This is a genomic window from Mesorhizobium sp. M4B.F.Ca.ET.058.02.1.1, assembly GCF_003952505.1.
Taxonomy (GTDB): domain Bacteria; phylum Pseudomonadota; class Alphaproteobacteria; order Rhizobiales; family Rhizobiaceae; genus Mesorhizobium.
This window is the reverse complement of the sequence record NZ_CP034450.1, coordinates 2,228,560-2,247,201: the sequence shown is the minus strand read 5'-3', so window position 1 is coordinate 2,247,201 and position 18,642 is coordinate 2,228,560. Positions and strand designations below refer to the sequence as shown.

Annotated in this window: 12 protein-coding genes; 10 read left to right on the top strand and 2 right to left on the bottom strand. The window is 65.1% G+C overall.

Features of this window, described 5'->3' with window-relative positions; genetic code table 11:
- Positions 1–151: 151 nt before the first annotated feature.
- The 10 genes from EJ073_RS11440 (at position 152) to EJ073_RS11395 (ending at position 16,390) form a co-directional block, all read left to right on the top strand.
- Positions 152–1,168 carry a sugar ABC transporter substrate-binding protein gene (locus EJ073_RS11440; RefSeq protein WP_189347617.1) on the top strand — a complete coding sequence of 339 codons (1,017 nt, stop codon included), beginning with the start codon at positions 152–154 and terminating at the stop codon, positions 1,166–1,168.
- Between the two features lie 160 nt (positions 1,169–1,328).
- Positions 1,329–2,393, top strand: a complete 1,065-nt coding sequence (locus EJ073_RS11435; protein ID WP_126055824.1) for an ABC transporter permease — start codon at positions 1,329–1,331, stop codon at positions 2,391–2,393.
- A 2-nt stretch (positions 2,394–2,395) separates the two neighbouring features.
- Complete coding sequence (locus EJ073_RS11430) at positions 2,396–3,178, top strand: ATP-binding cassette domain-containing protein (RefSeq protein WP_126055823.1); 783 nt, start codon at positions 2,396–2,398, stop codon at positions 3,176–3,178.
- 141 nt (positions 3,179–3,319) lie between these two features.
- Entirely contained in the window at positions 3,320–5,782 is a 2,463-nt protein-coding gene (locus tag EJ073_RS11425) for a glycogen/starch/alpha-glucan phosphorylase (protein ID WP_126055822.1), read from the top strand.
- 148 nt (positions 5,783–5,930) lie between these two features.
- Complete coding sequence (glgB, locus tag EJ073_RS11420) at positions 5,931–8,144, top strand: 1,4-alpha-glucan branching protein GlgB (RefSeq protein WP_126055821.1); 2,214 nt, start codon at positions 5,931–5,933, stop codon at positions 8,142–8,144.
- 35 nt (positions 8,145–8,179) lie between these two features.
- Entirely contained in the window at positions 8,180–9,445 is a 1,266-nt protein-coding gene (gene glgC, locus EJ073_RS11415) for a glucose-1-phosphate adenylyltransferase (protein ID WP_126055820.1), read from the top strand.
- 18 nt (positions 9,446–9,463) lie between these two features.
- Positions 9,464–10,909, top strand: a complete 1,446-nt coding sequence (gene glgA / locus EJ073_RS11410; protein ID WP_126055819.1) for a glycogen synthase GlgA — start codon at positions 9,464–9,466, stop codon at positions 10,907–10,909.
- A gap of 3 nt (positions 10,910–10,912) precedes the next feature.
- The gene (locus EJ073_RS11405; protein WP_126055818.1) at positions 10,913–12,541 is read left to right on the top strand and encodes an alpha-D-glucose phosphate-specific phosphoglucomutase; all 1,629 of its coding nucleotides are present in this window, start codon (positions 10,913–10,915) and stop codon (positions 12,539–12,541) included.
- A gap of 196 nt (positions 12,542–12,737) precedes the next feature.
- Entirely contained in the window at positions 12,738–14,753 is a 2,016-nt protein-coding gene (gene glgX, locus EJ073_RS11400) for a glycogen debranching protein GlgX (protein WP_126055817.1), read from the top strand.
- Positions 14,753–16,390, top strand: a complete 1,638-nt coding sequence (locus EJ073_RS11395; protein WP_126055816.1) for an alpha-glucosidase family protein — start codon at positions 14,753–14,755, stop codon at positions 16,388–16,390. Before glgX ends, EJ073_RS11395 begins: the two co-directional genes overlap by 1 nt.
- Before the next feature lie 3 nt (positions 16,391–16,393).
- On the opposite strand, the gene EJ073_RS11390 is transcribed toward EJ073_RS11395, so the two are convergent.
- Positions 16,394–18,214 carry a TadG family pilus assembly protein gene (locus EJ073_RS11390; RefSeq protein ID WP_245455542.1) on the bottom strand — a complete coding sequence of 607 codons (1,821 nt, stop codon included), beginning with the start codon at positions 18,212–18,214 and terminating at the stop codon, positions 16,394–16,396.
- Positions 18,214–18,579, bottom strand: coding sequence for a TadE/TadG family type IV pilus assembly protein (locus EJ073_RS11385; RefSeq protein ID WP_245455541.1), 366 nt, complete (start codon positions 18,577–18,579; stop codon positions 18,214–18,216). Before EJ073_RS11385 ends, EJ073_RS11390 begins: the two co-directional genes overlap by 1 nt.
- Positions 18,580–18,642 lie beyond the last annotated feature (63 nt).

The following is an 18,642-nucleotide window of genomic DNA, read 5'->3' as shown; positions in this document are numbered from 1 at the left end:
GAGTGATTTAATTATTGACAGCCGTCTCGGACTGGTGTCTTTTGAAGGGGCGTCCACGCTGGGAGAAATGGTTGGATGCGCTTGAGACGCCGGGTGGCCCGGCGTCCGCAATGGTTCCACTGGGAGGAAAATCGTGACCAAGAAAGCACTGCTGAAGTCCACCGTGTTTGCGGCCGCCGGGTTGGGCCTGATGGCGTTCGCCTCGACGGCATCGGCCGCCGGCGTCGGCGCCTGCCTGATCACCAAGACTGACACCAATCCCTTCTTCGTCAAGATGAAGGAGGGTGCGACCGCCAAGGCCAAGGAACTCGGCGTCGATCTCAAGACCTATGCCGGCAAGATCGACGGTGACAGCGAGAGCCAGGTGGCGGCGATCGAAAGCTGCATCGCCGACGGCGCCAAGGGTATCCTGATCACCGCGTCCGACACCAAGGGCATCGTCCCGACGGTGAAGAAGGCGCGTGACGCCGGCCTGCTGGTGATCGCGCTTGACACACCGCTCGATCCGATCGACGCGGCCGACGCGACCTTCGCCACGGACAACCTCGAAGCCGGCAAGCTGATCGGCGCCTGGGCCGCCGCGACGCTCGGCGACAAGGCCAAGGACGCCAAGATCGGCTTCCTCGACCTGACCCCGTCGCAGCCGACCGTGGACGTGCTGCGCGACCAGGGCTTCATGATGGGCTACGGCATCGACGTGAAAGACCCCAACAAGATCGGCGATGAGGACGATCCGCGCATCGTCGGCCATGACGTGACCAACGGCAATGAAGAGGGTGGCCGCAAGGCGATGGAGAACCTTCTGCAGAAGGACAACACCATCAACGTCATCCACACCATCAACGAGCCGGCCGCCGTCGGCGCCTACCAGGCGCTCAAGGCAGTAGGCCTCGAGAAGCAGGTGCTGATCGTCTCGGTCGACGGCGGCTGCCCCGGCGTCAAGTCGGTCACCGAAGGCGTCATCGGCGCCACTTCGCAGCAATATCCGCTGCAGATGGCCGCGCTCGGTATCGAGGCGATCGCCGCTTTCGCCAAGGACGGCACCAAGCCGAAGCCGACCGAAGGCAAGAACTTCTTCGACACCGGCGTCAACCTCGTCACCGACAAGCCGGCCAACGGCGTCAAGTCGATCGACACCAAGGAAGGCCTCGACAAGTGCTGGGGCTGATGCTGGGCTGACCGGCACACAAACCTTGCGGCTGGGGCTTGATCCCCGGCCGCATCGGGTGGACGATGCGCTTTCGTTGGCGCTGACAATCCAGGCGACAGACCGGAATGCGTGAACGGGACGGGGAGCCGTGAGAAGCTCCGCGCAGACGGGAGGAGATATGTCTCAGATTCAGGAATTCGAGAAGGTTCTCTCGAGCAGCGACACCAGCGTCGCCGCCTTCGATGAGCACGGCAAGTCATTAGTCAAGCGCGCCCAGCATTTCCTGCACTCCACGCCGGCCGCCGTGCCGCTGATCGTGCTGGTCTTGTCGATCATCATCTTCGGTATCGCCATCGGCGGACGGTTCTTCTCGTCCTACACACTGACGCTGATCCTGCAGCAGATCGCCATCGTCGGCATTCTCGGCGCCGCCCAGACGCTGGTCATCCTGACCGCCGGCATCGATCTGTCGATCGGCGTGATCATGGTGATTTCGGCCGTCATCATGGGCAATTGCGCCATCACCTACGGTATGCCGACCATTCTCGCGGTGGTGGTAGGCCTTGCTGCAGGTGGCGCCTGCGGGCTGCTCAACGGCCTGCTGGTCGCCTACATGAAGCTGCCGCCGTTCATCGTCACGCTCGGCACCTGGAACATCGTCATGGCCACGAATTTCATCTATTCGGCCAACGAGACGATCCGCGACGCCGATGTCGATGCGCAGGCGCCGCTTCTGCACCTGTTCGCGATGAGCTTCAGGGTCGGCTCCGCCGTGCTGACAGCCGGCGTCATTGCCACGGTCGTGCTGGTGGCGGTGCTGTGGTATGTGCTCAACCACACCGCCTGGGGACGCCACGTCTACGCCGTTGGCGACGACCCCGAGGCGGCGAAGCTGTCGGGCATCCAGACCAAGAAGGTGTTGATCGCCGTCTATACGCTCGCCGGCCTGATCGCCGCTTTCGCGGCTTGGGTCTCGATCGGCCGCAACGGTTCGATCTCACCGTCGGCCGCCGTCACCGACTACAATCTGCAGGCCATTACCGCGACCGTGATCGGCGGCATCTCGCTCTTTGGCGGCCGCGGCTCGATCCTCGGCACGCTGTTCGGCGCCATGATCGTCGGCGTCGTCTCGATGGGCCTCAACATGCTGGGCGCCGATCCGCAATGGAAGGTGCTGCTCACCGGCGTGCTGATCATCGGCGCCGTCGCGATCGACCAGTGGATCAGAAAGGTTTCGGTGTAGTCATGACCCAGCAGCCTGTCCTCACCGCGCGCGGTCTCACCAAGCGCTATGGCCGCGTCACAGCGCTCAACAACTGCGACTTCGATCTCTACCCGGGAGAAATCCTGGCGGTGATCGGCGACAACGGCGCCGGCAAGTCGACGCTGATCAAGGCGATCTCCGGCGCGGTGCACCCCGACGAAGGGACCATCGAGCTGGACGGCAAACAGGTTCTGTTCAAGTCACCTATCGAGGCCCGCGAAGCCGGCATCGAGACCGTCTACCAGAACCTGGCCTTGTCGCCGGCGCTGTCGATCGCCGACAACATGTTCCTCGGCCGCGAGATCCGCAAGCCCGGCCCGCTCGGCAGCTGGCTTCGCATGCTCGACCGTCCGGCGATGGAAAAGCGCGCCCGCGACAAGCTCACCGAACTCGGCCTGATGACCATCCAGAACATCAGCCAGGCGGTGGAAACGCTGTCCGGCGGCCAGCGCCAGGGCGTGGCGGTGGCGCGTGCCGCCGCCTTCGGCTCGAAAGTGGTGATCATGGATGAACCGACCGCGGCGCTCGGCGTCAAGGAAAGCCGCCGAGTGCTGGAGCTGATCCTCGACGTCAAGAAGCGCGGCCTGCCGATCGTGCTCATCTCGCACAACATGCCGCATGTCTTCGAGGTGGCCGACCGCATCCACATCCACCGGCTTGGACGACGCCTCTGCGTCGTCGATCCGAAGCAGATTTCCATGTCGGATGCGGTCGCGTTGATGACCGGCGCGAAGAAGCCGCCGGAGGACGCGCTGGCCGCCTGATCCGCCTCGTCGGGTAAATTGCCGCAGATGAATCGGTTGCCTATCGACCTAAATCGATTGAATATATGCTGCAATGCACTAGGGTAGGGTGGGAGGAACCGTGAAAGCCGGTATGATCATGGCAACCGCACGAGAGGCGACATGACAAACGCGATGACGACCGAAGCTCCCATCCTGGAAATCCCCGACCCCAAGACGCTCGCCGACGAAGTCTTGCTGGCCCTCAAATACAGGGTCGGTAAGGGCACCAACGTCGCCACCCAGTACGACTGGCTCACCGCATCGATCAAGGTCGTGCGCGACCGCGTCGTCGATCAGTGGATGCAGGCCACCCAGGAGGCCTACGCCCAGCAGGAGAAGCGCGTCTACTATCTGTCGCTGGAATTCCTCATCGGCCGCCTGATGCGCGACGCCTTCTCCAATCTCGGCCTGATGGACAACATGCGCGAGGCGCTGCGCTCGCTCGGCGTCGACCTCGACCTCATCGCCGGGCTCGAACCCGATGCCGCGCTCGGCAATGGCGGCCTCGGCCGGCTTGCCGCCTGCTTCATGGAGAGCATGGCAACCGTCGGCATTCCGGCGCACGGCTATGGCATCCGCTATGCCAACGGCATGTTCCGCCAGGAGATCCATGACGGCTGGCAGGTCGAGCTGCCGGAAACCTGGCTCGATCATGGCAATCCCTGGGAGTTCGAGCGGCGCGAGCGCTCCTTCGAGGTCGGCTTCGGCGGCTCGGTGGAATCGATCACCTCCAAGGACGGAAGGCTCGAGCGCCACGTCTGGAAGCCAACCGAGCATGTGCTGGCCGTCGCCTACGACACGCCGGTCGCCGGCTGGCGAGCCAATCGCGTCAACACGCTGCGGCTGTGGTCCGGCATGCCGATCGATCCAATCCTGCTCGACAAGTTCAATGCCGGCGACCACATCGGCGCGCTGGCCGAAAGCAACAAGGCCGACGCTCTGTCGCGCGTACTCTATCCTGCTGATTCCCACATGGCCGGGCAGGAGCTCAGGCTGCGCCAGGAGTATTTCTTCTCCACCGCCTCGCTGCAGGACATCGTCCAGCGCCATCTCAGCCAATATGGCGACCTGCAGTCGCTGCCGGACAAGGCGGCGATCCATCTCAACGACACCCATCCGGCGATCGCCGTGCCCGAACTGATGCGGCTTCTGATGGATGTCCACGGCATGGATTTCGACCAGGCCTGGGACATCACCAAGCGCACCTTCGGCTACACCAACCACACGCTGCTGCCCGAGGCGCTGGAAAGCTGGCCGGTGCCGCTGTTCGAGCGGCTTTTGCCGCGCCACATGCAGATCGTCTACGCCATCAATGCCGAGGTGCTGCTCGAGGCGCGCGCCACCAACAAGTTCTCGGGCGAGCAGATCAGTCGCATTTCGCTGATCCAGGAGAATGGCGACCGCCGCGTGCGCATGGGCAATCTGGCCTTCGTCGGCTCGCATTCGATCAACGGCGTCTCGGCGCTGCACACCGAGCTGATGAAGGAGACGGTGTTCGCCGACCTCCACAAGCTCTATCCCGACCGCATCAACAACAAGACCAACGGCATCACGCCGCGGCGCTGGCTGATCCAGTGCAATCCCGGCCTCACCGCGCTTGCCCGCGAGGCGATCGGCGACCGCTTCCTGGACGATATCGACGCCATCAAGGGGCTCGACGCCTTTGCCGGCGATGCCTCGTTCCGCGAGAAGTTCGCGGCGGTGAAGCGGGCGAACAAGTCGAGGCTCGCCAACCTGGTCGCCGACCGGCTCGGCATCAAGCTCGACCCCTCGGCGCTGTTCGACATTCAGGTCAAGCGCATCCACGAGTACAAGCGTCAGCTGCTCAACATCCTGGAAGCCGTCGCGCTCTACGACCAGATCCGCTCGCATCCCGAGCGCGACTGGATGCCGCGCGTAAAATTCTTCGGCGGCAAGGCGGCGCCCAGCTACCACAACGCCAAGCTGATCATCAAACTCGCCAACGACGTCGCCAGGGTCATCAACCGCGATCCGGCGGTGCGCGGCCTGCTCAAGGTCGTGTTCGTGCCGAACTACAATGTCAGCCTGGCCGAAGTGCTGATGCCGGCCGCGGACCTTTCCGAGCAGATCTCGACCGCCGGCATGGAAGCCTCCGGCACCGGCAACATGAAGTTCGCGTTGAACGGCGCGCTGACCATCGGCACGCTCGACGGCGCCAATGTCGAGATCAAGGAATGCGTCGGCGACGACAACATCTTCATCTTCGGCCTGACCACCGCCGAGGTCGCCGACCGGCGCAACAACGGCTACAATCCGCGCGCGGTGATCGAAGCCTCGCCGGAACTTTCACAGGCACTCGCCGCCATCTCCTCGGGCGTCTTCTCGCCTGACGATCCGCAGCGCTACCGCGCATTGATCGACGGCCTCTACAACAGCGACTGGTTCATGGTGGCGGCCGACTTCGACACTTACGCGGCCACCCAGCGCGACGTCGATACCGTCTGGCGCAACAGCCCCGACTGGTACGCGCGCGCCATCCGCAACGTCGCCCGCGTCGGCTGGTTCTCTTCCGATCGCACGATCCGCCAATATGCGAAAGAAATCTGGAACGTGCCCGTCTGATATGATTGCATGAGGTCACGAACAACGTGGCCCCTAGTGGAGTGAGTTTGACACTTGCGACCGATCCAGGACCAGTCGGCGATGCAGATGTCGAAGTCAAACCTCCGCTAGTATTTGAGTACGAGTGCCCAGGGAGGGCGACCGCCTGATGAGGAAGCCGCGCGCGACCGCTGCGACGAGCGGGCCGGACGGACTGGCGCCAGCCGGCGATGTCGCGGCGATTGTCGCCGGTACGCATGGCGATCCCTTCGCGGTTCTCGGCGTGCATGAGGCCGGCAAGGGTTTTGTTGCCCGCTGCTTTGTGCCGAACGCCGAGTTCGTCACCGCCTACACGCTGAGCGGCAAGACGGCAGGCGAGCTGTCGCGACGCGACGATGCGGGCTTCTTCGAGGGCAAGCTCACGCTCAGGAAGCGTCAGCCGCTGCGCTATCATGCCAGGAACGCCGGCGGCGACTGGTGGCTGACCGATCCCTATTCCTTCGGTCCGGTGCTCGGCCCGTTGGACGACTACTATATCGCCGAGGGCTCGCATCTCAGGCTCTTCGACAAGCTCGGCGCCCATGTCATCGACCATGAGGGCGCCACCGGCGTGCATTTCGCCGTCTGGGCGCCCAATGCGCGGCGCGTCTCGGTGGTCGGCGCATTCAACGAATGGGACGGGCGCAGGCACACGATGCGCGACCGCCGCGACACCGGCATCTGGGAGCTGTTCATCCCCGATATCGGCGCCGGCCAACCCTACAAGTTCGAGATCATCGCCCCCGACGGCGTGCGGCTGCCGCTTAAGGCCGATCCGTTCGCCTTCGAGTCGGAACTGCGCCCGGCTACCGCGTCGGTGACGGCGCCGCCGAAAGCGCATGAGTGGGGCGACGAGGCGCACCGCACGTTCTGGCGCAATGCCGATCCCAGGCGCGAGGCGATCTCGATCTACGAGGTCCATGCCGGATCATGGCAGCTTCGCGACGACGGCACGTTCCTGAGCTGGGACGAGCTCGCCGCTCGCCTGATCCCCTATGCCGTCGATACGGGCTTCACCCATATCGAGTTCCTGCCGATCTCCGAGCATCCCTACGATCCGTCCTGGGGCTACCAGACCACCGGCCTCTACGCGCCGACCGCCCGCTTCGGCGATCCCGATGGCTTTGCCCGGTTCGTCGACGGTGCGCATCGCGCCGGCGTCGGCGTCATCCTCGACTGGGTGCCGGCGCATTTTCCGGTGGACGAGCATGGCCTCGTGAAGTTCGACGGCACCGCGCTTTACGAGCACGCCGATCCGCGCCAGGGTTTCCACCCGGACTGGAACACCGCGATCTACAATTTCGGCCGCCGCGAGGTGGTATCGTTCCTGGTCAACAACGCGCTGTTCTGGGCCGAGAAATACCATGTCGACGGCCTGCGCGTCGACGCGGTTGCCTCGATGCTCTACCTCGACTATTCCCGCAAGGCCGGCGAGTGGATCCCCAACGAGAAGGGTGGACGCGAGAACCTTGAGGCGGTCGCCTTCCTGCAGAAGATGAACAAGGAGCTCTACGGCCACCATCCCGGCGTGGTGACCATCGCCGAGGAATCGACCTCATGGCCGAAAGTGTCGCGGCCGGTGCATGAGGGCGGGCTGGGCTTCGGCTTCAAGTGGAACATGGGCTTCATGCACGACACGCTGGAGTATTTCTCCAAGGAACCGATCTATCGCAAGCACCACCACAACGACATCACCTTCGGCCTTGTCTACGCCTTCTCCGAGAATTTCGTGCTGCCGCTCTCCCATGACGAGGTCGTGCATGGCAAGGGCACGCTGCTGGGCAAGATGGCCGGCGACGACTGGCAGAAATTCGCCACCTTGCGCGCCTACTACGCCTTCATGTGGGGCTATCCCGGCAAGAAGCTTTTGTTCATGGGCCAGGAATTCGCGCAGCGCCGCGAATGGAGCGAGGCGCGAGCGCTAGACTGGGACTTGCTTGACCACGCTCCGCATCGCGGTATCTGGCAGGTAGTGCGCGACCTCAATTACCTCTACCGCTCGCGTCCGGCGCTGCATGCGCGCGACTGTGAGCCGGACGGCTTTTCCTGGCTGATCGTCGACGACAGCGAGAATTCGGTGTTCGCCTGGCTGCGCAGCGCGCCGGACGGCAATCCGATCGCCGTCATCTCCAATTTCACGCCGGTGCCGCGCGACAATTACCGCGTGCCGCTGCCGAAGGCCGGCAGCTGGCGCGAGATCATCAACACCGACGCCTCGGATTATGGCGGTTCGGGCAAGGGCAATGGCGGCGTGGTCGAGGCCAGGGCGGAAGGAGGAGGCGTATCGGCGACGATGCTTTTGCCGCCGCTGTCGACGATCATGCTCGAATTTGTCCCGGACTGAACGATGCCGCACACTGGTAATTTGGGAGGGTAAAAATGGCAGACTTGAAAAGAACCCAGCCGCTGGCACGCGACGCTATGGCCTATGTGCTGGCCGGCGGGCGCGGCAGCCGTCTCAAGGAATTGACCGACCGGCGCGCCAAGCCCGCGGTCTATTTCGGCGGCAAGACGCGCATCATCGATTTCGCGCTGTCCAATGCGCTGAACTCCGGCATTCGCCGCCTTGGCGTCGCCACCCAGTACAAGGCACATTCGCTGATTCGCCACCTGCAGCGCGGCTGGAACTTCCTGCGCCCAGAGCGAAACGAGAGCTTCGACATCCTGCCGGCCAGCCAGCGCGTCTCGGAGACGCAGTGGTATGAGGGCACGGCGGACGCGGTCTACCAGAACATCGACATCATCGAGGCCTATGGCCCCGAATACATGGTGATCCTGGCCGGCGACCACATCTACAAGATGGACTACGAGCTGATGCTGCGCCAGCATGTCGACGCCAATGCCGACGTCACCGTCGGCTGCCTCGAAGTGCCGCGCATGGAAGCGACCGGTTTCGGCGTCATGCATGTCGATGCCAAGGACACTATCATCTCATTCATCGAAAAGCCCGCCGACCCGCCCGGCATCCCCGACAAGCCGGATTTCGCCCTGGCCTCGATGGGCATCTATGTGTTCAAGACCAAGTTCCTGATGGAGCAGCTGCGCCGTGACGCCGCCGAGCCCGGCTCCAGCCGCGACTTCGGCAAGGACATCATCCCCTATATCGTCCAGCACGGTAAGGCGATCGCGCACCGCTTCGCCAAGTCCTGCGTGCGCTCGACCGCCGAGAACGAGGCCTATTGGCGCGACGTCGGCACCGTCGACGCCTATTGGGAAGCCAACATCGACCTGACCGACGTCACTCCCGAGCTCGACCTCTACGACCGCGACTGGCCGATCTGGACCTATGCCGAATTGAAGCCGCCGGCAAAGTTCGTGCATGACGAGGATGGCAGGCGCGGCTCCGCGGTTTCCTCGCTGGTCTCGGGCGACTGCATCGTCTCCGGCGCGACGCTGAAGCGAAGCCTGATCTTCACCGGCGCGCGCATCAACTCCTATTCGACGCTGGAAGAAGTCGTCATGCTGCCGGACGTGCATGTGGGCCGCAACGCCAGGCTGAAGCGCGTCGTCATCGACCACGGCGTGCGCATCCCGGAAGGGCTGGTGGTCGGCGAGGATGCCGCCCTTGACGCCAAGCGCTTCCGCGTCTCGGAGAAGGGCATTTGCCTTGTCACCCAGGACATGATCGACAAGCTCAAACTGTAGACAGGAATCGTCAGGCGCATGCAGGTTCTGTCGGTCACGCCCGAAATCTTCCCGCTGATCAAGACCGGCGGGCTTGCCGACGTGACCGGCGCCTTGCCGATCGCGCTGGCCGGCAAGGGCGTGGCGATGCGCACCCTCATCCCCGGCTACCCCCAGGTGATGGCCGCCTTCAAGAAAAAGAAGGCCGTCTACCAGTACCCGCTGCTGCAGGGCGGCAAAGCCTCCATCCATGCGGTTCAGATCGCCGGGCTCGACCTCTTCGTACTCGACGCTCCGCATCTGTTCGACCGCCCGGGCGGCCCTTATGGTAACGCCACCGGCGCCGACTGGCCTGACAATTGGCGGCGCTTCGCGGCGCTCAGCCAAGTCGGCGGCGACATCGCCGGTGGCGCCATCTCAGGCTATCAGCCCGACATCGTGCATGCCCATGACTGGCAGTCGGCGATGGCGCTTGCCTATATGCGCTACGGCAAGGCCGTCGGCGTGCCGTCGCTGATCACCGTGCACAACCTCGCCTTCCAGGGCCAGTTCGGCGCCGGCATCTTCGGCGAGCTCGGCCTGCCGGGCGTGGCGATGGCGCTCGACGGCGTCGAATATTATGGCGGCGTCGGCTATCTCAAGGCTGGCCTGCAGGCCGCCTGGGCAATCACCACGGTGAGCCCGACCTACGCGCAGGAGATCCGCTCGCCGGAATTCGGCATGGGTCTCGACGGCCTGATCAACATGCGCGCCATCGATCTCCACGGCATCGTCAACGGCATTGATGTCGACATCTGGAATCCCGAGACCGACAAGCATCTTGTGGCCAACTATTCGGCCGAGACGCTTGCTGCGCGGGCCAAGAACCGCAAGGCGGTGGAGGACCGTTTCAATCTCGAGAGTGACGACAGTCCGATCGTCTGCGTCGTCAGCCGGCTGACCTGGCAGAAAGGCATGGACATACTGGCGGCGGCCGTCGACGGCATCGTCGCGGCCGGCGCGCGCCTGGCAATCCTGGGCTCCGGTGATGCCGGCCTCGAAGGCGCGCTGCTTGCCGCCGCCGCCCGCCATCGCGGCCGCATCGGCGTCGTCGTCGGCTATGATGAGGCGCTCTCCCACATCATGCAGGGCGGCTGCGACGCCATCGTCATCCCGTCGCGCTTCGAGCCCTGCGGACTGACCCAGCTTTACGGCCTGCGCTATGGCTGCGTGCCGGTCGTCGCCCGCACCGGCGGGCTCGCCGACACCATCATCGACGCCAACGAGGCGGCGATGTCGGCTGGCGTGGCGACCGGCTTCCAGTTCGCGCCGAACAATGGCGGTGCGCTCGTCCATGCCGTCCACCGGCTGGTCGGCGCGCATGCCAACCCCACCGCGTGGGCGTCGATCCAGCGCCAGGGCATGAAGGCCGATGTCTCCTGGGACAGGAGCGCCGAGAAATATGTTGAACTCTATCGCCTGCTGCTTTCGAAAAGGGTTGCCTGAAGCATGATACGGACCGTCCCCACCAAACCCTATCTTGACCAGAAGCCCGGCACCTCAGGCCTGCGCAAGAAGGTGCCGGTGTTCCAGCAGGAGCACTATGCCGAGAACTTCATCCAGTCGATCTTCGACGCGCTTGAAGGTTTTGAGGGAAAGACGCTGGTGATCGGCGGCGACGGCCGCTTCTACAACCGCGAGGTCATCCAGACGGCGATTGCCATGGCCGCCGCCAACGGCTTCGGCAAGGTCATGGTCGGGCAGGGCGGCATCCTCTCGACGCCGGCCGCCTCCAACGTCATCCGCAAATACAAGACCTTCGGCGGCATCATCCTGTCGGCCAGCCACAATCCGGGCGGTCCGCACGAGGATTTCGGCATCAAGTACAATGCCGGCAATGGCGGCCCGGCGCCGGAGAAGATCACCGACGCGATCTTCGAGAAGACCAAGACGATTTCGAGCTTCAAGATCGCCGACATCGGCGCGATCGACATCGATACGATCGGAACCGTCAAGGCCGGCGGCATGGCGGTCGAAGTGATCGATCCGGTCGCCGATTACGCCGAACTGATGGAAAGCCTGTTCGACTTCGACGCCATCCGCGCCAATTTCAAATATGGCTTCCGCATGCGCTTCGACGCCATGCATGCGGTGACCGGCCCCTACGCCAAGGAGATCCTCGAGCGCCGGCTCGGCGCGCCCAGCGGCACCTGCCGCAACTTCAAGCCGCTGCCGGACTTCGGCGGCCATCATCCGGATCCGAACCTGGTGCACGCCAAGCATCTCTATGACGAGATGATGGGCCCGGACGCGCCGGATTTCGGCGCTGCCTCCGATGGCGACGGCGACCGCAACCTGATTATCGGCAAGGGCATCTTCGTCACGCCGTCGGATTCGGTGGCGATGCTTGCCGCCAACGCGCATCTGGCGCCGGGCTATAAGGAAGGCCTGAAGGGCATCGCCCGCTCGATGCCGACCAGCGGCGCCGCCGACCGCGTCGCCGAGAAGCTCGGCATCGGCATCTATGAGACGCCGACCGGCTGGAAGTTCTTCGGCAATCTGCTCGACGCCGGCATGGCGACGATCTGCGGTGAGGAAAGCGCCGGCACCGGCTCCAACCATGTGCGCGAGAAGGACGGGCTGTGGGCGGTGCTCCTGTGGCTCAACATCCTCGCGGTGCGCGGCGAGAGCGCCAGGCAGATCGTCACCGAGCACTGGGCGACTTACGGCCGCAACTACTATTCCCGCCACGACTATGAGGAGGTCGAGACCGAGCGCGCCAACAAACTGGTCGACGAGTTGCGCGCCAAGCTCGCTTCGCTGCCCGGCACCAGCGTGCGCGGCCTGAAAATCGCCAACGCCGACGACTTCGCCTATCACGATCCGGTCGACGGCTCGGTGAGCAAGAACCAGGGCATCAGGATCCTGTTCGAAGGCGGCTCACGCGTCGTCTTCCGCCTCTCCGGCACCGGCACCTCCGGTGCCACCCTGCGCGTCTATATCGAGCGCTACGAGCCGGATCAGGCAAGGCACGATCTCGACACGCAGGAAGCGCTCGCCGACCTCATAGCCGCCGCAGACGATATTGCGGGTATCAAGAGCCACACCCGCCGCGACAAGCCGAGCGTGATTACTTGAGGGTGGTTCTCCGCGGCTCCCCCTTCTCCCCTTGTGGGAGAAGGTGTCGCCGAAGGCGACGGATGAGGGGTGCCACAGCTTGGCGCAAACCATCATCCAGATCACCGACGCCTCATTCCGTCCAAGACCCCTCATCCGGCTCGGCGCTGCGCGCCGATCCACCTTCTCCCACAAGGGGAGAAGGGGAGGCGCGCGCGTGACCTCGCTCGGCGCAACCTTCTCCCCCGATGGCATCCGTTTCGCCGCCTGGTCGTCGTCGGCGAGACGCCTGTGGGTCTCGATCTTTGACGACAGCGGTGCGCACGAGATCGACCGGCTCGAACTCCAGCCGCAAGGCGAGGGCGGGCACGCGCTCCTCGTCTCCGGCCTTTCCGACGGCGCGCGCTACGGCTTCCGGGCGGACGGCGACTACGCGCCTGAACGCGGCCTGTGGTTCGATCCTGAAAAGCTTCTCGCCGATCCCTATGCGATCGAGATCGACCGGCCCTACCAGTACCACTGGCGGCTTGCCGCCAAGCGCAACGAAGGCGCCGACACCGCGCCGCTGATGCCGAAGTCGGTGGCATGCGCCTTGCCGCCGCTGCTGCCAGCCCTACCACCCCTGTTCCAGCCCGGCGGCCTGATCTACGAACTCAATGTCCGCTCTTTCACCAAGCTCCATCCCGATGTGCCGGAAGCGCAGCGCGGCACCATCGCCGCGCTCGCCCATCCGGCTGTGATCGAGCATCTGCAAAAGCTCGGCGTCTCCGCTGTCGAACTGATGCCGATCACCGCCTCGATCGACGAGCGGCATCTGCCGCCGCTCGGGCTCCACAACGCCTGGGGCTATAATCCCGTCACCTTCATGGCGCTCGATCCGCGCCTGGCGCCGGGCGGCCTGGCCGAATTGCGCGACACGGTCGCCGCCTTGCGCAAGGCCGGGATCGGCACGATCCTCGACCTCGTCTTCAACCACACCGGCGAGAGCGACCGCTTCGGTCCGACGCTGTCGCTGCGCGGCCTCGATGCCCAGGCCTACTACCGGCACGAGCCGGACGGCAGGCTGGTCAACGACACCGGCACCGGCAACACCATCGCCTGCGACCATCCGGTCGTCCGTGAAATGGTGCTCGACACGCTGCGCCATTTCGTCCGCGCTGCCGGCGTCGACGGTTTCCGCTTCGACCTGGCGCCAGTGCTCGGCCGCGTCGACGGCACGTTCGACCCGCAAGCGCCGCTGCTTCAAGCCATCGCCGGCGACCCGTTGCTGGCCGACCGGGTGCTGATCGCAGAACCCTGGGACATCGGCCCGGGCGGCTATCAGCTCGGCAATTTTTCCCGACCCTTCCTCGAATGGAACGACCGCTACCGCGACGATGTCAGGCGCTTCTGGCGCGGCGATGCCGGCACGATCGGCGCGCTGGCCACCCGGCTTGCCGGCTCATCCGATGTCTTCGCTAGGGCCGCGCTGGCGACGAGCCGCACGGTCAATTTCATCGCCGCGCATGACGGCATGACGCTGGCCGACCTCGTCGCCTATGAGGAAAAGCACAACGAGGCCAATGGCGAGCAGAACCACGACGGTCACGGCGACAACCTGTCCTGGAACAATGGCGCCGAGGGCGACACGGACGACGCCTCGATTGCCGAGGCGCGGCTCGGCGATCAGCGCGCGCTGCTTGCCATCCTGTTCGCCTCGCGCGGCACGATCATGCTGACGGCGGGCGACGAGTTCGGCCGCACGCAGCGAGGCAACAACAACGCCTATGCGCAGGACAATGCCATCACCTGGCTCGACTGGGCAGGCCGCAATCAGGCGCTGGAGCGGTACGCGGCTGCGCTCGCCGCGCTGCGCCGCGCCGCGCCGGCGCTTGCGGATACGCGCTTCCTGAGCGGCCAGCCGCAAGCCGGCTCCGACGATCCCGACGTCGCATGGCTGACCGAAACGGGCTCGCCGCTCGGCGAGGCCGACTGGAACGATGCGCGGCGGCATCGTCTCGCCATGGTGCTTGGCGGCGCCAGCGCCGGCGATGGCCGTCTCGCCGTCATCCTCAACGGCGACCGCCGTCAATGTGTCTTCACGCTGCCGGAACGGGCGGGGTTCGGCTGGCATGCCGCCATCGAGACGGCGGATGGCGGCGTCGACCCGTCGCGGCCGGTGCCGGGGCGGACGGTGGTATTCATGATCGAGCGTAAGGCCGGCGGCCGGGCGCGCAGCGGGAAGGGCAAGTGATGACTGATGGCAATGGGCGGCGCGGGTCCGACTGGTGGCGCGGCTGCGTCATCTACCAGATCTATCCGCGCTCCTTCCAGGACACGACGGGCGACGGCAGCGGCGATCTCAAGGGCATCACCGCCAGGCTCGTGCATGTCGCCTCGCTCGGCGTCGACGCCATCTGGCTGTCGCCCTTCTTCAAGTCGCCCATGGCCGACATGGGCTACGACGTGTCGGACTATCGTGACGTCGATCCGATGTTCGGCACGCTGGAGGATTTCGATGCACTGATCGCCGAGACGCACCGGCTCGGCCTGAAGGTCGTCATCGACCAGGTGATCTCGCACTCGTCCGACAAGCATGAATGGTTCGTCGAGAGCCGCGCCAGCCGCGACAACCCGAAGGCCGACTGGTACGTCTGGGCCGATGCCAAGGCCGACGGCAATGCGCCCAACAACTGGCTGTCGCTGTTTGGCGGGCCGGCCTGGGAGTGGGATGCCACTCGCCGGCAGTACTATATGCACAATTTCCTCGCCGCCCAGCCCGACCTCAACTTCCACAATCCGGAGGTTCAGGACGCGGTGCTCGACACGGTGCGCTTTTGGCTGGAGCGCGGCGTCGACGGCTTTCGGCTGGATACGGTCAACTACTATTTCCATGACCGCTGGCTGCGCGACAACCCGCCTCTGGCGGAAAGCGTCGCCGGCATCAACGGCGCCACCACCACCTATGCCTTCCAGGAGCATCTGTTCGACAAGACGCGGCCGGAGAACCTCGATTTCCTGCGCCGCTTCCGCGCGCTGCTCGACGAGTACCAGGACCGCGCCGCGGTCGGCGAGGTCGGCGACGAGGACCGTTCGCTGCGGACGCTCGCCGCCTACACCTCCGGCGGCGACAGGCTGCAGATGTGCTACACATTCGACCTGCTCGGGCCGCAATTCTCGGCGGCGCACATACGCGGCTGCGTTGAGGCCTTCGAAAGCACGGTCGCCGACGGCTGGGTCTGCTGGGCGTTCTCCAACCATGATGTCGTGCGCCATGTCAGCCGCTGGACGCGGCCGGGCGGCGAGCCGGACAGGGTGGCGAAATTCTCGATCGCGCTACTCGCCTGCCTGCGCGGCTCGATCTGCCTCTATCAGGGTGAGGAACTCGGCCTGGAGGAAGCGGAACTCACCTTCGAGGATCTGCGCGACCCTCTCGGCATCCGCTTCTGGCCAGGCGTGAAGGGCAGGGACGGCTGCCGCACGCCGATGGCCTGGGAGCACGGCGCCGACAATGGCGGCTTCACGACCGGCAGGCCCTGGCTGCCGGTGCCGGCCAGCCACCGCGCCCGCGCCGTGGACGTCCAGAACGGCGAGGAGGGATCGGTGCTTGCCGCCTATCGGGCGATGCTCGCCTTGCGCAAGCGGCACTCGGCGCTTGTCGGCGGGTCGATCCGCTTTCTGGATGCCGAAGGCGATGTCCTTGCCTTCGTCCGCGAGGGAGGCGGTGAAAGGCTAGTCTGCGTTTTCAACTTCGCCAGCGAGCCGGCAAATTGGACACTGCCGCCGGAGCTAGGGCCTATTGAAGCGATTGATCTCGGCGCGAGCGCGACGATCCAGGAGGATGCGCTGTCCTTACCGCCGCTGGCTTGTTTTATCGGACAGGCAGGCTAACGGCTACTGCACCAGCACGGAGCGTCCGCAGGTCCCGCCGGTCACCCGGATATCGGCTTCGCCGACATGCACGCCGAGCGCGCCAAGCACGTTGTAGACCAGGTTGTCGACCGGCGCGGTCACGCCGTTGAGCACCGTCACCACCGCCGGCTTCACGGTGCTGAGCAGGGCGGTGACGTCGAGCCCGGCGCCCAGCGCCTTGACCGACAGCGACAGGTTGTTGACCAGCGAGGTGGAGAGCGACTGCGTCAGGTTCTTCGTCGACACTGTTTTCATCGTCTTGGCAGCGATCTCGGTGGCATTGAACGTCAGGTTCGTCGGCGCCATGTTGGTGACCGAGAACGCCGAAGATCCGTTGATCTGCAGCCGGCTGAGGTTGACCAGCAAAAGCTTGACGCTGACGTCGGCGATTTCGGCGTCGCTGAACGATTGCGGCTTGGTGAAGTCGGCAAAGCCGCTGGCGTTGGTGTCGGCAAGGTGCGCGGCGACGACGCCGGGCTGTGCCGCGATCGTGACCTTCAGGCTGTCGGGACGCCCGGTCGGGCAACTTACGTCGGTGAGCTTTGCTTCGGCATAGGCCACCTCGACATTGAGCGGCAGGTTGACGGCGAGCAGCTTGATGCCGCCACCCAAATTCGTGCCGGCGTTGCCGCTCCCGTTGCCATTGCCGTAGCCGCCGCCGTTGTTCCCGTTCCCGAGGCCGACGCTGGCATTCAGCTTGATGCGGGTCTGCGCGGTGCGCACCACGGTGCCGGCCTCGCCGACCTTCAGCCACGGCGAGGATTGTGGCGGCTCGCCGATGGCGATGCTGAGCGTGGTGGACGTCAAGCCCGGTATCGTCGCGCCGAGATTGAGCTGGACCTGGTTGGTGCCGTTGGCAAGTGCCGCCGCCGCCGTCACCATGCTCATGGCGCTCGCGGCGACGGACAGCCCGGCCGGCTTCTGCCCGACGCCGAGACTGCCGACGGAGCCGAGATCGATCAGGTGGCTGAGCGGGATCTTGACCATGTTGGTGGCGCCGGCCGCCATCGTCTGCAGCGCCAGCTTGGAGGTGCGGTCGAGCCCGGGGACATCGGCCATGGCAGTGGCGATCTGGCCGACTGTGGCCTTCGAAGCCAGCACGTCCGAATAGCTCACGCCCGTCAGCCGCAGTTCCGTCGCCAACGCGTCGGTGAAGGAAAGCACGTCGATATCGGCCGATGCCAGCGCGTTGTAATCCATCACGCTGAGCGAGATGTTGGTGCCGAGCAGCCCGCCGAGCAGCGCGTTGACGACGCCGCCATTGAGGCTGGCGAGCCTCGACCCGACCGAAAACGCGGCCTCCGCCTGGGCGCTGGCGGTGGCCGTCGTGCCGATCACCGGCGGCTTCATCATCATCGCGCCGAAATAGAGAGTGCCCTTCTTCTTCAGCGACACCTGGACGGCGTTGTAAGGCAGCTTGCCCGCCTCGAAACGGCTTCCGGCGGCGATCGCGCTGACGCCGGAGTAGCGGCCGGGCACCACCTGGACGACCGCCTTGCTGGCCGTCGGCTCGATGGTCGTCCCCTGCTTCTGGACGGCGACCGAGTTGAAGCCGTTGTCCTTCAGCGTGGTCAGCACCGCCTTCTCGGCATTGTTGATGTTGGCCGCGGCGGTGATCGCCGCGAGATCGACGATCGACTGTGCCGCGCGGCGCTCGTTGAACAGCGCGCCTTCGTCGACCGCGAAGGCTGTCAGCGCCAGCGCGACCGGCGCGCTCAGCGCCGCCATGACGGCGAAGTTGGCGCGACTATCGGCGATCAGCCTGCGGCTCGATCGCAGCATCGCGACAGCAGTGGCGCGCATCATATGCCACCGACCCGGATCGTCGATTGGCGCTTGATCGTCATCGAGGGCATCGGCAGGCTGTCCAGCAGGTTCCAGATTGGCAGGTCGCGCGCGTCGTAGCTCACCGAAACCACGAACTGGCTGCCGTCGATGACGCTGTCCTTGGCGTCGACCGTCAGCTTGTGCGCGTCGACGAAGGGGTAGCCGGCGACGTCGTGATTGATGAAATCGGTGACCAGGGCCTGCCGCTCGGTCTGGTTCAGCCCGGCTATCGCCGTTCGCGCCGCGTCGGCGGCGATCTGCTGGACCGAATGGCTGGCTCCGAAATAGATGCCATATGCAACCATTCCGAGCAGAAGCAGGATGAAAAGCGGCGCCAGCATGGCGAATTCGACCGCCGTTGTCCCGACGGCATCAGCCCGGAAACGAGACCACGAAACACGGCT

What these genes read in the sequence shown, in the direction of transcription:
- glgC (WP_126055820.1), top strand. Translation starts at nt 8,180, where the DNA reads ATGGCAGACTTGAAAAGAACCCAGCCGCTGGCACGCGACGCTATGGCC.
- EJ073_RS11395 (WP_126055816.1), top strand. Translation starts at nt 14,753, where the DNA reads ATGACTGATGGCAATGGGCGGCGCGGGTCCGACTGGTGGCGCGGCTGC.
- EJ073_RS11390 (WP_245455542.1), bottom strand. Translation starts at nt 18,214, where the DNA reads ATGCGCGCCACTGCTGTCGCGATGCTGCGATCGAGCCGCAGGCTGATC.
- EJ073_RS11435 (WP_126055824.1), top strand. Translation starts at nt 1,329, where the DNA reads ATGTCTCAGATTCAGGAATTCGAGAAGGTTCTCTCGAGCAGCGACACC.
- EJ073_RS11385 (WP_245455541.1), bottom strand. Translation starts at nt 18,579, where the DNA reads ATGCTGGCGCCGCTTTTCATCCTGCTTCTGCTCGGAATGGTTGCATAT.
- glgB (WP_126055821.1), top strand. Translation starts at nt 5,931, where the DNA reads ATGAGGAAGCCGCGCGCGACCGCTGCGACGAGCGGGCCGGACGGACTG.
- EJ073_RS11425 (WP_126055822.1), top strand. Translation starts at nt 3,320, where the DNA reads ATGACAAACGCGATGACGACCGAAGCTCCCATCCTGGAAATCCCCGAC.
- EJ073_RS11430 (WP_126055823.1), top strand. Translation starts at nt 2,396, where the DNA reads ATGACCCAGCAGCCTGTCCTCACCGCGCGCGGTCTCACCAAGCGCTAT.
- EJ073_RS11405 (WP_126055818.1), top strand. Translation starts at nt 10,913, where the DNA reads ATGATACGGACCGTCCCCACCAAACCCTATCTTGACCAGAAGCCCGGC.
- glgA (WP_126055819.1), top strand. Translation starts at nt 9,464, where the DNA reads ATGCAGGTTCTGTCGGTCACGCCCGAAATCTTCCCGCTGATCAAGACC.